Here is a 13,147-nt window from a genome sequence, read left to right on the forward strand (position 1 = left end):
TCAGAAGAAACTCTGCGGGTCGATGTCGATCGCCATGCGCAGCTCGCCCCTCAGGCGGAACTGCCCGGCCCATTCCGCCAGCGCCGCCTGCAGCGCCACGCCCTTCGGCGCCTTGACCAGCAGCCGCACCCGGTGCCGGCCGCGCACGCGGGCGATCGGCGCCGGTGCCGGCCCGTAGACCTGCGCGCCGATGCGCCGCAGCGGTCCGTCCTGCCGCGCCATGGCGGAGCCCAGATCGAAGACCTCCTGCACCTCGGTCGAGGACAGGATCACCCCCGCGAGCCGGCCATAGGGCGGCATCCCCGCCATGCGACGCTCGTCCGCCTCGGCCTTCCAGAAGCCCTCCTCGTCACCCGAGAGGATCGCGCGGATCACCGGGTGCTCGGGCTGGAAGGTCTGCAGAAGCGCCGTGCCCGGCTTCTCGGCCCGCCCGGCGCGCCCCGCCACCTGCCGCATCAGCTGGAACGTCCGCTCGGCCGCCCGCAGGTCCGACCCCTGCAGGCCGAGATCGGCGTCGATCACCCCCACCAGCGTCAGGTTGGGGAAGTTGTGCCCCTTGGCCACCAGCTGCGTGCCGATGACGATGTCCGCTCCACCCATGGCGATCTTCTCGATTTCCGCCTTGAGCTGCCGCGCCGAGCCGAAGAGGTCCGACGACAGCACCGCCAGCCGCGCATCGGGAAAGACCTCCGCCGCCTCCTCGGCCAGCCGCTCGACCCCCGGCCCCACCGCGGCCAGCTTGCCCTCGACCTCGCAGGACGGGCATTTCTCGGGCTTGGCGGTGCTCTCGCCGCATTGATGGCAGATCAGCCGCTGCTGGAAGCGGTGCTCGACCATGCGCGCGTCGCAATGCGGGCAGGCGATCTGGTGGCCGCAGGCGCGGCAGATGGTGACCGGCGCATAGCCGCGCCGGTTGAGGAACAGCAGTGACTGCTCGCCCTGCGCAATCCGCCGCTTCACCGCCGCCTGCAGCGAGGGCGAGATCCAGCGGCTGCCGGGCAGGTCCTCGCCGCGCATGTCGAGCGCCCGCATCTGCGGCATCACCGCCGGGCCGAAGCGCGACACCAGATCGAGCCGCTGGTACTTGCCCGCGTCGGCATTGGCCCAGCTCTCCAGCGAGGGCGTCGCCGAGGCCAGCACCACCCGCCCCGAGCAGATCGAGGCGCGCAGCACGGCCATGTCGCGGGCGTTGTAGAGCACACCCTCCTCCTGCTTGTAGGAGGTGTCGTGCTCTTCATCGACCACCGTCAGCCCAAGGTCGCGGAACGGCAGGAAAAGCGCCGAGCGCGCCCCCACCACCAGCTGCGCGCCGCCCTCGGCCACCTGCCGCCAGACCCGCCGACGCTCGGTCACCGTGACGCCCGAGTGCCACTCGGCGGGCCGCGCCCCGAAGCGCGCCTCGACTCGGGTCAGGAACTCGGAGGTCAGCGCGATCTCGGGCAGCAGCACCAGCGCCTGCCGGCCCTTGCGCAGGCATTCGGCGACCGCCTCGAGGTAGACCTCGGTCTTGCCTGAACCGGTCACGCCCTTGAGCAGCACCGTGCCGTATTTCCCCGACCGAACCCCCTCGCGCAGCACCTCGGCCGCCGCGGACTGATCCTCGGTCAGGGTCTTGCCGCCGTGGTCCGGGTCGAGCCGGAAGAAGGGCGTATCGCGCGGCGCCTCCTCCTCGCGCACCGCCCCCTGCTTGGCCAGCCCCTTGACCACCGAGGAGGTCACCCCGGCGGCATCGGCCAGCTCCTTCAGCGTCAGCGAGAGCCCGCCCATCTCGTCCAGCACCTCCAGAACCCGGCGGCGCGCGTCGGTCATCCGGTCGGGCTCGGCCTCGCCCTTGCGGTAGATCTTGCGCATCGCCGGCCCGTCTCCGAGCCCCGGCGCGCGGGTGGCAAGGCGCAGCATGGCGGTGCGCGGGGTCAGCGTGTAATCGGCGGAGCGTTCGAGGAACTCGCGCAGCTCGGCGCGCATCGGCGGCGCGTCGAGCATGCGGAAGGCGGCGCGCACCTTGGCCGGATCGAAGCCGCCCTGCCCCGCCCCCCAGACCACGCCCAGCACCTTGCGCGGCCCGAGCGGCACCTCGACATAGGCGCCCTGCGGACAGCCGCCCGCCGGTGCCTTGTAGTCCAGCAGCCGATCGAGCGGCTGCGTGGTCAGCACCGAGATCAGCGTGCCTTCGTCGTAGAAATCATCCATTGAGGGCAGGTCCGTTAGCGCTATTTCCAAGGGGGTTCCCGCCCCTCTCTGCATGAGGTAAGACAGGCGCGACCGAATGCCAAGCCAAGCCTGGAGGGCTTACCGAGATGAAATTCTTTGTCGATACCGCCGACGTGGACGCAATCCGCGAGCTTCATGAGCTCGGCATGGTGGATGGCGTCACCACCAACCCCTCGCTGATCGCCAAGTCTGGCCGTGACATCCTCGAGGTCACCAAGGAAATCTGCGACATGGTGCCGGGCCCGGTCTCGGCCGAGGTGGTCGCCACCGAAGCCGAAGCCATGATCACCGAAGGCCGCAAGCTGGCCGAGATCGCGCCGAACATCGCCGTGAAGGTGCCGCTGACCTGGGACGGCCTCAAGGCCTGCAAGGTGCTCTCGGAAGAGGGCAACATGGTCAACGTGACGCTCTGCTTCTCGGCCAACCAGGCGCTGCTCGCCGCCAAGGCCGGCGCGACCTTCATCTCGCCGTTCATCGGCCGCCTTGATGACCTGAACCTCGACGGGCTGCAGTTGATCGCCGACATCCGTCAGATCTACGACAACTATGGCTACGAGACGCAGGTGCTCGCCGCCTCGATCCGCTCGGCCAACCACATGTCGGATTGCGCCAAGATCGGTGCCGACGTCTGCACCGCGCCGCCGTCGGTGATCAAGGCGATGGCGAACCACGTGCTGACCGACAAGGGCCTTGCCGCCTTCTTGGTCGACGCGGAAAAGGCCGGCATCAAGATCGTCTGATCCGAGCCGCCGTGATGCACGAAAGGCCCGCCCCGAAAGAGGCGGGCCTTTTTGCAGCGCGGGCGCGACCGGCACGCCCCTTCCCCGGCGCCGCGCCCGCCACGGCCGCCGGAGGTGCGTATTTTGAAAGAGAAGAAGGGCGAGGCGGTGCACCCCGCCCCCGGCGGCTGTTGTCGTGGAGGGACTATGGCAGGCCGGGCGCGGGGCTTCTCCTCTTGCGGTCATCGGCTCGCAAGCCTGTACCGCAGGTCCAGAGTGCCGCAGAAGCGGTTAACCCAAGGTTACCGACCACGGAAGATCGCGCCGCGCCCGCCGCTTCTTCTCTTTGCAAATACGCAAACCCCGCCCTCGGGGTCAGCGCAGGTCTCAGAGGTTGGGCTCGCCCTGCAAGCCCAGCAGCTTGCGGAAGCCGGTCCAGTAGCCCGGCAGCCGCGGCGGCTGCGACAGCCCCTCCAGCGCCTCCTCGGCAAAGCGCGGCATGGCGCGCGGCGCGAAGTCGCGCCCCCAATCGAGATAGGCGTCGGCATGCTCGGGGCGCAGTCGGCAGGCCGAGCCGACGAGGCCGACCAGCGTCTCGGGGGCCGAGTACCACTCGTCCTGAATGCCGGTGACCTTGGATTTCATCAGCGGGCCGATCCAGCGCATCAGGCGCTTTTCGGAGAATTGCAGCAGCAGCTCACCCATTTCCTCGCGGCTGTAGCCGATCAGCGGCGGGAAGGTGTCGAAGAAGATCGCCTGCCCGTCGACCACCGCGAAGTTGCGGATCGACGGATGGAAGCCAACCCGGCCGTCGATCTGGTCGGCGTTGTTCCAGAACTGCGCGATCACCTGCCCGGCGCTTTCCATCATCGCCAGCGTCGCGGCCAGGTCCTCGCGCTGCATGCGCGGGCGCATCAGCGCGCTTTCGGGCAGCGCCTCCTGCAGGATCACCGGCACCCGGCCCTGATCGGTCTGCATCAGCAGGAACTCGGTCTGCGGCAGCGGCACACCGGTTTGCTCGAGCGCGGCAACATAGGCGTCATGGGCCCGCGCCAACCGCTCCAGCGCCGCACCGTCAGGCAGGCCGCGGTAGACCTTCACCACCTTGTCGGCGAACGGCCCGTCCGCCGGTCGGAAGGGCGCGCAGAAATACCCAAGGCGCGAGATCGGCTGGCCCTGGCCCTGCTGGTGGCGGCGGATCGTCTCGGCAAGGGCGGCGTGATCGGTCATGGCAAATCTCCTGTTGCCGCCCGCTTTACCCGTTTGCCAGCGCCTCCGCCACCTCTGCGGTCAGCGCGGCGATCTCGGCGCGGGCCGGGGTCTTGCGGCCCTCGGCGGCACCCTGTCCGCGACCGAAGGCCTCGGCATAGCCGACGCGGTTGGCAAGCTGCGCGGCAGCGATGGGCACGTCCATGGCCTGCACCGCCTCGGCGATCTCGCCCGAGAGTCGCGTACCGGGCCGGGTGCGGTTGAGCACCACGAGCGCCGAGCGATTCTCGCGCCGGGCCAGATCCAGAACGCCTTCGGTGGCCCAAAGATCGAGGTGGCTCATCGAGACCGGCACCACGACCAGATCGGCAGCGCGCAGCGCCGGGCGCAGATCGCTGTCGGCCTTGGGCGGCGTGTCGACGATCACCACGTCGTGGCTCGCCGCCAGCTTGCGGCACTCGTAGGTCACACCCCAGGCCGAGGATGTGGCGAATTCGAGCCCGCCAGCAGCCTCGGGGTCACGCTCGAGCCGGGTCATGAACCAGCGCCCGAGGCTGCCCTGCGGGTCGATGTCCACCAACGCCACGGATTTTCCCTGCGCCACGAAGCCGATCGCGAGATTGGCCGAGAGCGTGGTCTTGCCCGAGCCGCCCTTCTGCTGCGCGACGGTGATCACCGATCCGGTCATGAAACTCCCCCTTTTGCGGCGCTCCTGGCCCCCGCCGGGCCCAGTTTGCACCTGCAGCATATCCGAACGCCGCAAGCCGTCCAGTGGACAGATGACCCGGCGTCCGCACCGATCCGAGAAACTCCGCCGCGATGCCTGTCCAGCAAAAGTTCACCTTGTCTTAACCACGTTTCCCCGAGGCTGGCGGACGGGAGGCTGATCATGCGGCTGTTTCGGGTTGCGCTTGCCTGCGCCCTGCTTGTACCGGGCGTGCCGCCGGTTTCGGCCGGTGCCTGGCTCATGCCGGACGGCGTCGGCTTTGCCAGCAGCACCACGCGGCTCACCTGGCCGCAGGACAATGCCCTGCTCGGCTGGCGACAGCCCGAAGGGCGGTATGACACGCTTTATTTCGAGTATGGGCTTGGCCGGCGCCTCACCGCCGGCGCCGACCTGGGGCGATCGATCTCGGGCGGCGGCAAGATGCTGGCCTTTCTGCGCCTGCCGCTCAAGGACGACGGCGCTCTGCGGGCGTCGGCCGAGCTCGGGCTGGGCCGGATCGACGGCGCGCAGGCGCTCCGGCCGGGTCTGTCGCTGGGGCTGGGCGGCGCGCAGGGGTGGCTCAACGCCGATCTGCTGTTCGAGATGCGCGGCGACGCGGGCACGGATTACAAGCTCGACCTCACGTTGGGCCTGCGCCTGCCGCGCAAGCTGCGGATGATCCTGCAACTGCAAACCGGCGTCCAGCAGGGCGATCCGCCCTTCGCGCGTTTCGCGCCGTCGCTGGTGGTCCCGCTCCATCCACGCATCCAGGCCGAGGTCGGGGCCAGCTGGGGCCTGTCGGGCGACGCCAGTGCCGGGCTTCTGTTGGGGCTCTGGACAGAGTTCTGACCGCAAACGGGCCGACACCCTTCGGCGCCGGCCTGCCGCTCACCAAACGACCGATGCCGATCAGTAATCCATGCGCACCATCATCGTCAGGTCTCCCATCATCGGCTCGGGCCAGACCACATGTACCTCGTCGCGCGCGCTGCCGCCCTCGGATGTGGCGTAGGGGGTGACGAACTTGCTGACGTTGCTCGCATCGCGGGGACGTGAGCGCAGAACGAGGCTCTGGACCTCGCGCGCCTGGCCACCAAAGGGCAGCTTGTTGTCCGTCTCCACCACCCAGGTGCTGGCGTGGCTGTTCTGCGCATGGCTCACCTGCAACGGGTTCTCGGTCTGCACCTCGACATTGTGGAAGGTGTTCGACTGCACGAAGATCCGCCGCATTGCGCCAAGGTTCAGCGGCGCAAAGGAGGTGTCCACCCGGTCTGCCCGCACGATGGTTCCTCCGACGCAACGGAAGAGGTTCCCCGACAGGTTCAGCCCGTTGACCATGTGGCCCGAGCCGTAGGGCTTCACCACGAGGAAGGAGAACCACTCGGCCACGTCGGAGCACAGCATCACGTTGCCGGTCACCGACAGGCCCGCGAAGCCGAAGCCGCCGGTGAAATCCGGCTCGGGCTCGCGCTCGTTGGTCCACTCGATGAAGCAGTTGTCGATGTAATTGCCGGTGATCGTGGTGTTGCAGGCGCGCAGGCAGAGCACGAGGCCCGCCGAACGGATACCCGCGCCGCTGTCGTCACCCTGGAAGAAGTGGTTGCCCGAGATCACCGCGTGCGCCCCCGAGATCACCGCGAAGTGGCGGAACTGCGAGGCGCGATTGTCGCGGATCTTCACGTCGTTGCCATTGGTGTTGATCGCCACCGACTGGCGGTTCTGCGTTTCCAGATCGCCCTCGGCGCTGAGGAACTGGTTGTGGTCGATCAGCATCCCCTGGCAACCGTCACCGGGCGAGGTGATGGCCCTGTGACCGGGACGATTGAACACGCAGTCGCGAATCACGTTGACCGTGCCCGCGGGCGGCAGCATCACGCCGCTCGCCAGCTCGGAGCACTGGAACTCCACGTCCTCGATCTCGAATTTTTCGAGCTTGGTGAACCCCGAGAAATCCAGAAGGTACCGGAAGCGCGTGAACGTGTAGGCTTGTGTGCCCACGGCGTCCGACAGCGGCTGCGACAGGGTGATCGTCGCGGCCCCCACGCTTTTCTCCTTCACGTAGATCTCGCGGCCCACCCCGGCCCCCGTCACCAGGCTGCCAACCTCGATGTTGGCGATGTTCGACACATTGGTCAGTTGCCACGGGTTCGAAGCAGAATAGGTTGCCGTGCCCGCGACGCTGACCGCGTCCCAGTCGCCGCCGCTCTCGGCGCGCAGCTGGCCATTGCGCAGGACGCGACGCTGGGAAAAGGTGTCGCGGTTGTTCACCGCCGCGCGCACGTCGAGCGGCGCGGTCAGCGACACCCGCCGTCCGCCAAGGTCGAAGCTCTCGTGGTCGGCATTGTTGAGCAGCGACTGAAGGCCCTTGGCAAGCGCCAGTTGCTCGTCACCAAAGGCCGCGACATAGGCCGGCAGATGGAAGTCCTTGGTCAGCGACAGAATCGCCGCGGCGGGCATGGTCACCTGCCCTTCGAAGCGCACAGGATTCTCCAGCGTCACGGAGTTCGCCAGATGATAGGTCCCGGCGGGCACGAGGATCTGCCGCCCGTCGGCGACCGCGTCGGCAGCCTCGAAGGCGGCACTGTCATCCGTGCTGCCATCCCCAAGCGCGCCATAGTCCCGCACATCGACGCGGGCCATCATGCCGCGCAGGAAGACCTCGGTCACATCCTCGATCCGCAGGTCGTCGATGCGCAGCACCCCGCCGGTGAGTCCGGTCAGATCCAGGCCGAAGTGGCCGTAGGTGGGCACCGTTCCCCAGACCAGGTCAACGCCGCCCCGCGCGCCGGTCCCGACGATGGCCGAAACCTCGACCACCTCGCCGTAGCTCGCCAGCGTTACCGAGGGCCCCTGCATCGGCAGCCCGGATACCTCGACATCGCTGCCGGTCCCAGCCCACCCGGCGATGCACACCGTCGGAAGGTTGCCCGACACCGCTTTCATCCGCGCGGTGATGCGCAGGTAGACCCCCGGCAGAATCGGCGTCTGCCCCATGTAGCGCAGCTTTTGCGTGGCCTCGGTTTTCTGCAGCTCGAGGCAGCCACCGAAATCGGCATCCGCCGGGACATAGGCCGCCGAGGCATCAGAGGCGTAGTTGTCCGATCCCGGTCGCCCGTCGCCCCGCGACCAGACAGCCAACCCCTCGGAAAATGGCGTGGGGGTCAGCACCACCCCGTCGGTCACCGCAATGTTCATGGCTTGCACCTCTGCTCTGAAACGCCTCGCGGGTTCGCGCCGACCCCACGGGAGACAGAGCTAGAGGGCAGAGGTTAACGCGCCCCGGCGGCACCGCGCGGCGGACCGTGCCGGGGCGCAACGGGACAGGTCGGGGTCACACAGGTCGGGGTCACACCGCGGCTCCGGGCATCTCGAGGATCCGCACGCCGGCAATGCGCCAGCGGCCGTCGATCTGCTCCATGCTATATTCGAGCAGGTGGGGCGCGCCCGCGGCATCGCTCACGTAAACGTTCTGCACCCAGAGACCGCCGCGCTCGAAAAGCTGGCCGAAGCGCACATCACCGGGGTTCCAGACCATCGGGAATCCGTCGCGCACCATCCGCCCGAAATTCTCCGGAGTGCCGAAAAGGCCCTGTATCCCGGGACTTGCGAAGCCGAAGGCCGTGGATTCATCCTCGGCCAGAAAGGCGTCCATCTGGCGCCGGATGGTCTCAGCAATCTCGGACTGCTGCGCCGCCGCAGGACCCGCGAGCGCAATGCCGATCGTCAGGACAGAAAGCAGATGCCGCATAAGAAAAACCTCCCCGGAATGCCCGGAGAGGTAGCTTTTCGTCATGATGCGTCAAGCGTCGGGCGGATCAGCCCAGCTCGCCCGCCAGCCCCTTGCGGATCAGCGCGGCGGTCTCGGCGACGCCGTAGAGCGCGATGAACCCGCCGAAGCGCGGCCCCTGGCTCTGGCCCAGCAGCACCTCGTAGAGCGCCTGGAACCATGCGCGCAGGTTCTCGAACCCGTGCTCCTTGCCGACCGAGAAGACCAAGGTCTGCAGCGCCTCGTCATCGACCGCGCCGTCGTAACCCTCGAGCTTGGCCGCAAGATCCTCCATCGCCGCCCGCTCCTGATCGGTGGGGGCGCGGAACTTCTTGGTGGGCTTCACGAAGTCGTTGAAGTAGCGCACCGCGAAACCGGCGGCGGCGTCGAGATCCGGGTGGGTCTTCGGCGCGGCGTCGGGCGCATAGCGGCGGATGAAGCCCCACATTACCTCCTTGTCCTCGGCACCGGCGGCCGAGGCGAGGTTGAGGAGCATTGAGAAGGGAACCACCATTTTCGATTCCGGCACGTCACCGCCGTGGATGTGCCACACCGGGTTGTTCAGCTGCGCCGCCGCGTCCTGGGTCGGATAGGCGCGGAGCTGCTGGTGGTACTCGTCCATCGCCTTGGGGATCACGTCCCACCACAGGCGCTTCGCGGTCTTCGGCTTCTGGAACATGAAGTAGGACAGCGACTCGGTCGAGGCATAGGTCAGCCACTCGTCGATCGACAGGCCATTGCCCTTGGACTTCGAGATCTTCTCGCCGTTCTCGTCGAGGAAAAGCTCGTAGGTGAAATGCTCGGGCGCGGGCACGCCGAGGGTGCGGCAGATGCCGTCGTAGATCGGTGTGTTGGTCGAGTGGTCCTTGCCATACATCTCGAAATCGACGCCGAGCGCGGCCCAACGGGCGCCGAAGTCGGGCTTCCATTGCAGCTTCACGTTGCCGCCGGTCACCGGCAGGGTCCATTCCTTGCCGTCGTCATCGTCGAAGGTGATGGTCCCCTCGGCGGCATCGACGTGCTTGACCGGCACGTAGAGCACGCGGCCGGTCTCGGGGTGGATCGGCAGGAAGATCGAGTAGGTCGACGCTCGCTCGTCGCGCAGCGATTTCAGCATGATCTTCATCAGGTCGTCGTAGCGTTCGCAGCAGCGCAGCAGAATCTCGTCGAACTGGCCGGACTTGTAGAAATCCGTCGCCGAATAGAACTCGTACTCGAACCCGAAGGTGTCGAGGAAGCGGCGCAGCATGGCGTTGTTGTGATGGCCGAAGCTCTCGAACTCCTCGAAGGGGTCCGGCACCGAGGTCAGCGGGCGCTGCAGGTTCTCTTGCAGCAGCTCCTGGTTCGGCACGTTCTCTGGCACCTTGCGCATGCCGTCCATGTCGTCCGAGAAGCAGATCAGCCGGGTCGGGATGTCCGAAATCACCTCGAAGGCGCGGCGGATCATCGTGGTCCGCGCAACCTCCCCAAACGTGCCGATATGCGGCAGGCCCGACGGCCCGTAGCCGGTCTCGAACAGCACGTAGCCCTTCTCGGGCGGCGTCTTCTCGTAGCGTTTCAGCACCCGGCGCGCCTCTTCAAAGGGCCAAGCCTTCGAGCTCATTGCTGCGTCGCGCAGTTCGGACATGTGAAACACTCCTTAGGGAAGAAACGCCCCCTTTCACGGGGCAGTGCGCCCGCGTCCTATTGCAGGCGGGGCACGGGGTCAATAAATTGCCGGTAGCATGATTTTTCCGGAGTATTCCAGTGCCCGAAGCCGCCCCGCACCCGCTGACGCCGCAAGACTGCCTTGTCGCGCTGATGATCGCCGTCTCGGCCTCGGACGAGAACATGCGCACTGCCGAACTGGTGAAGATCGAGTCCGCCGTCAACATGCTGCCGATCTTCAGCGACTATGACATCGACCGCATGCGCGTGATCACTGACCTCGTCTTCGACCTCTTCGAGCAGGAAGACGGTCTCGACGCGCTTTTCGGCCTGCTGCGTGACAACTTGCCCGAGCGCCTGAACGAGACCGCCTATGCGCTGGCCTGCGACGTGGCCGCCGCCGATGGCACGCTGCGCGAGGAAGAGCTGCGGTTGCTTGAGGAGATTCGCTACGAGCTCGACATTGACCGGTTGCACGCCGCTGCCATCGAGCGCGGCGCCCGCGCGCGCCACCTGCGCGCCTGAGCCACTGGCCGGGGTGTCCGGGGCGGATCAGTCCTGCCCGGACACCCCGGCCAGAGCTTAAGCTTAGGGCTCGACCGTCTCCACCAGCGCCGCGGTGCCGGACGAGGTCTGCATGGCTGGCGTCACGCTCGACACGGCCACGGTCTCGGGACCCTTGCCCTCTGGGAACATCGCTCCCCAGCGCCGGATCAGATCCTGCTGAAGCATCTTGGCGCGGGTGTTCCACTCCATCATTCCCGGCGGCCGTTCACGTTCCTCGATCGGGATCGCGTCGCGGCGGGGCACGTCGCCGCAGAAGATCGCAAAGACCAGCCCCTCGCCGCTCGGCAGGTCGACATAACCCGCGAGCCCGCTGACGAAATTGAGCGTGCCGGTCTTGGCGTGGACCTGCAGCTTCGCGTCCTTCACCGGACGGCCACGGTTGTCGAGCACGGTGATCGGCTTCATCAGCGGCTTCAGCTTCAATCGCCGCTCGGCGACCAGCACCGCCATGGCAACATCCGCCGCCGCCACGCGGCTGTCGCCGCCCAGCCCCGAGTGATCGGTCATCGCCACATGGGTCAACCCCATGCTGTCGCGCGCCCAGGCGTTCATCTCTTCGGCGGAATGCTTGATCGACAGCGCGTGACCCAGCCGCTTGCGCGTGGCGGTCAGCCCGACCAACTCGGCGGTGAGGTTGGTCGAGTATTTGAGCATTTCCTTCAGGACAACATGCAGCGGCTCGCTCTCGACGCGGCCGATGAAGTCCACGGTCTCGACGCCATGCTCGATCACCGGCTCGGGCAGTTGCAGCCCGCGCGAGCCTGCCAGCGCCTGGAACACCTCGCCGGCATAAAGCTCGGGCTTTCGCACCGGCAGCCAGCGCGAGCCGTCCTGGCCGAGCGCATGCTTCGCCACGCTCCACTCGTCTCGTCCGTTCAAGTCGGCGTAGGTGTAGATCGGTCCGTTTCGGTCGGCGACCTCCATATGCGCCATGCGCACCGCCTGACGTCCGGCCATCGAGGGCGCGTCCATGCTGACCTCGTAGCCCTCGCCCTTGCGCTCCCATTCGAAGCTGACACGGTTATAATTGAGGTTGATGCCCGCGACCGCAGGGTTGTAGGCCACATGCACCGGCTGCTCGGTGTCGATGACCGGCGCATAGGGCAGCACCCCGCCATCGACGATGAACCGCCCGGTGATCGACTTGATGCCGACCTCCTCGAGGTTGCGTGCGAGCTTGGCGAGCCCGTCGGTGTCCAGGGTCGGATCGCCGCCGCCGACCAGCACCAGATCGCCGCGCAGCTCGCCGCCGACGATCGCGCCGGTGGTCCAGAGCTCGGTCGAAAAGCGGTAGTCCGGCCCCAGCACGTCAAGCCCATAGGACGCGGTCAGCGATTTCGCGACGCTCGCGGGCGGCAAGCCAAGCGTTCCACGGTGGCTTTCCAGCAGCTGTCCGGTGGCGGCGCTCAACACCGCGAAGCCGACGATGCCATCCCCGAGCCGCGCCTTTGAGATCAGATCCTCGGGCGTATCGGGCGCTGGCGCGGCGGTCTTGTCGCCCCGCGCCTTGGGACGCAGCGAGCGATCCAGCGCCTCCGCGAAAGCCGGGGCGGCAGCAGAGGAAAGCCCCGTTGCAGCGAGCGAGAACAGGAAATGGCGACGAGAGAGTCCGCGGGTCATGGTGTCGATTTAACCGATGCGGCCAGAGCGCAGCAAGCGCCCAGAGCGGGGGACTACTTCACATTTGCGCCGGTTGTTCTCTGCGCTCATCTCCCTTGCCGCGCCCGCAGGGCAGTCGAGCTGAGGTCCGACATCGGCAGGTTGACGAAACACCAGCTTGGCGGCGTGCAGAGCGGCAGCAGCGGCGCGGCGCTGCTGGGCAGGCGCGCGTGACGAAAAACCGAGGCGGCGACCGACTCCCGGGCCGCGAGGCGGCTTCCGGGCCGGGCCAGCACGCCCACCGGCACGCGGCGCATGATCTCTTGCCAATCCTCCCAGCGGTGCAGCTGCGCAAGGTTGTCAGCGCCCATCAGCCAGACGAACCGCACGCCCGGATGGCGCCCCTGCAGCAGCTCCAGAGTGCGGGCGGTATGCCGGGTGCCCGCGAGTGCCTCGAAGCGGCTAACCATGACGCGCGGGTGCCGTATCAGCGCGCGCGCCGCGGAAATGCGCGTGTCGAGCGGTGCCGGTCCCTGCGATTTCAGCGGGTTGCCCGGGCTGACCAGCCAGATCACCCGGTCAAGCCGAAAGCGCTTCAGCGCCTCGAGCGTGATGCGGACGTGGCCTTCATGCGGCGGGTCGAACGATCCGCCGAGCAATCCGACCCTCTGCCCGGGAGCCACGTGAAACCCGGTCTCATGCGCAGTCCAGAGCATTGCGCGC

At 67.5% G+C, this 13,147-nt stretch carries 11 protein-coding genes; 3 read left to right on the forward strand and 8 right to left on the reverse strand.

Translation table 11 applies throughout. The features are described 5' to 3' along the window. Window positions 1–2,190: a primosomal protein N' gene (locus tag IQ782_RS07095; protein ID WP_194133925.1), complete on the reverse strand. Its 2,190-nt coding sequence runs from the start codon at window positions 2,188–2,190 to the stop codon at window positions 1–3. A 107-nt stretch (window positions 2,191–2,297) separates the two neighbouring features. Here IQ782_RS07095 and fsa point away from each other — a divergent pair, with 107 nt between their 5' ends. Further along, window positions 2,298–2,951, forward strand: a complete 654-nt coding sequence (gene fsa / locus IQ782_RS07100) for a fructose-6-phosphate aldolase (protein ID WP_194133926.1) — start codon at window positions 2,298–2,300, stop codon at window positions 2,949–2,951. A 366-nt stretch (window positions 2,952–3,317) separates the two neighbouring features. Here fsa and IQ782_RS07105 read toward each other — a convergent pair whose 3' ends face one another. Together IQ782_RS07105 and parA are read right to left on the reverse strand one after the other, a co-directional pair. Next, on the reverse strand, window positions 3,318–4,160 hold the full coding sequence (locus IQ782_RS07105) for a DUF6206 family protein (RefSeq protein ID WP_194133927.1): 843 nt from the start codon (window positions 4,158–4,160) through the stop codon (window positions 3,318–3,320). 25 nt (window positions 4,161–4,185) lie between these two features. Then, window positions 4,186–4,827, reverse strand: coding sequence for a ParA family partition ATPase (parA, locus tag IQ782_RS07110; RefSeq protein WP_194133928.1), 642 nt, complete (start codon window positions 4,825–4,827; stop codon window positions 4,186–4,188). A 201-nt stretch (window positions 4,828–5,028) separates the two neighbouring features. Between parA and IQ782_RS07115 the strand changes: the two genes are divergently transcribed. After that, window positions 5,029–5,694: a hypothetical protein gene (locus tag IQ782_RS07115; protein WP_194133929.1), complete on the forward strand. Its 666-nt coding sequence runs from the start codon at window positions 5,029–5,031 to the stop codon at window positions 5,692–5,694. 60 nt (window positions 5,695–5,754) lie between these two features. Here IQ782_RS07115 and IQ782_RS07120 read toward each other — a convergent pair whose 3' ends face one another. The 3 genes from IQ782_RS07120 to IQ782_RS07130 all read right to left on the reverse strand — a co-directional run bounded on the left by IQ782_RS07120 (window position 5,755) and on the right by IQ782_RS07130 (window position 10,238). Continuing rightward, window positions 5,755–8,040, reverse strand: a complete 2,286-nt coding sequence (locus IQ782_RS07120) for a right-handed parallel beta-helix repeat-containing protein (protein ID WP_194133930.1) — start codon at window positions 8,038–8,040, stop codon at window positions 5,755–5,757. A 151-nt stretch (window positions 8,041–8,191) separates the two neighbouring features. Beyond that, window positions 8,192–8,593 carry a DUF4864 domain-containing protein gene (locus tag IQ782_RS07125; protein WP_194133931.1) on the reverse strand — a complete coding sequence of 134 codons (402 nt, stop codon included), beginning with the start codon at window positions 8,591–8,593 and terminating at the stop codon, window positions 8,192–8,194. Between the two features lie 67 nt (window positions 8,594–8,660). Next, complete coding sequence (locus IQ782_RS07130) at window positions 8,661–10,238, reverse strand: lysine--tRNA ligase (protein ID WP_194133932.1); 1,578 nt, start codon at window positions 10,236–10,238, stop codon at window positions 8,661–8,663. A gap of 119 nt (window positions 10,239–10,357) precedes the next feature. On the opposite strand from IQ782_RS07130, the gene IQ782_RS07135 reads away from it, so the two are divergent. Continuing rightward, window positions 10,358–10,783, forward strand: a complete 426-nt coding sequence (locus tag IQ782_RS07135) for a tellurite resistance TerB family protein (RefSeq protein WP_194133933.1) — start codon at window positions 10,358–10,360, stop codon at window positions 10,781–10,783. Window positions 10,784–10,846: 63 nt separating this feature from the next. On the opposite strand, the gene dacB is transcribed toward IQ782_RS07135, so the two are convergent. Beyond that, the gene (gene dacB, locus IQ782_RS07140; protein WP_194133934.1) at window positions 10,847–12,445 is read right to left on the reverse strand and encodes a D-alanyl-D-alanine carboxypeptidase/D-alanyl-D-alanine endopeptidase; all 1,599 of its coding nucleotides are present in this window, start codon (window positions 12,443–12,445) and stop codon (window positions 10,847–10,849) included. Window positions 12,446–12,531: 86 nt separating this feature from the next. Next, a complete protein-coding gene (locus tag IQ782_RS07145; protein WP_194133935.1) occupies window positions 12,532–13,140 on the reverse strand; it encodes a nicotinate-nucleotide adenylyltransferase in 609 nt (202 codons plus the stop codon). Between the last annotated feature and the right edge of the window lie 7 nt (window positions 13,141–13,147).

This window comes from Salipiger mangrovisoli, from assembly GCF_015223355.1.
Lineage (GTDB): Bacteria > Pseudomonadota > Alphaproteobacteria > Rhodobacterales > Rhodobacteraceae > Salipiger > Salipiger mangrovisoli.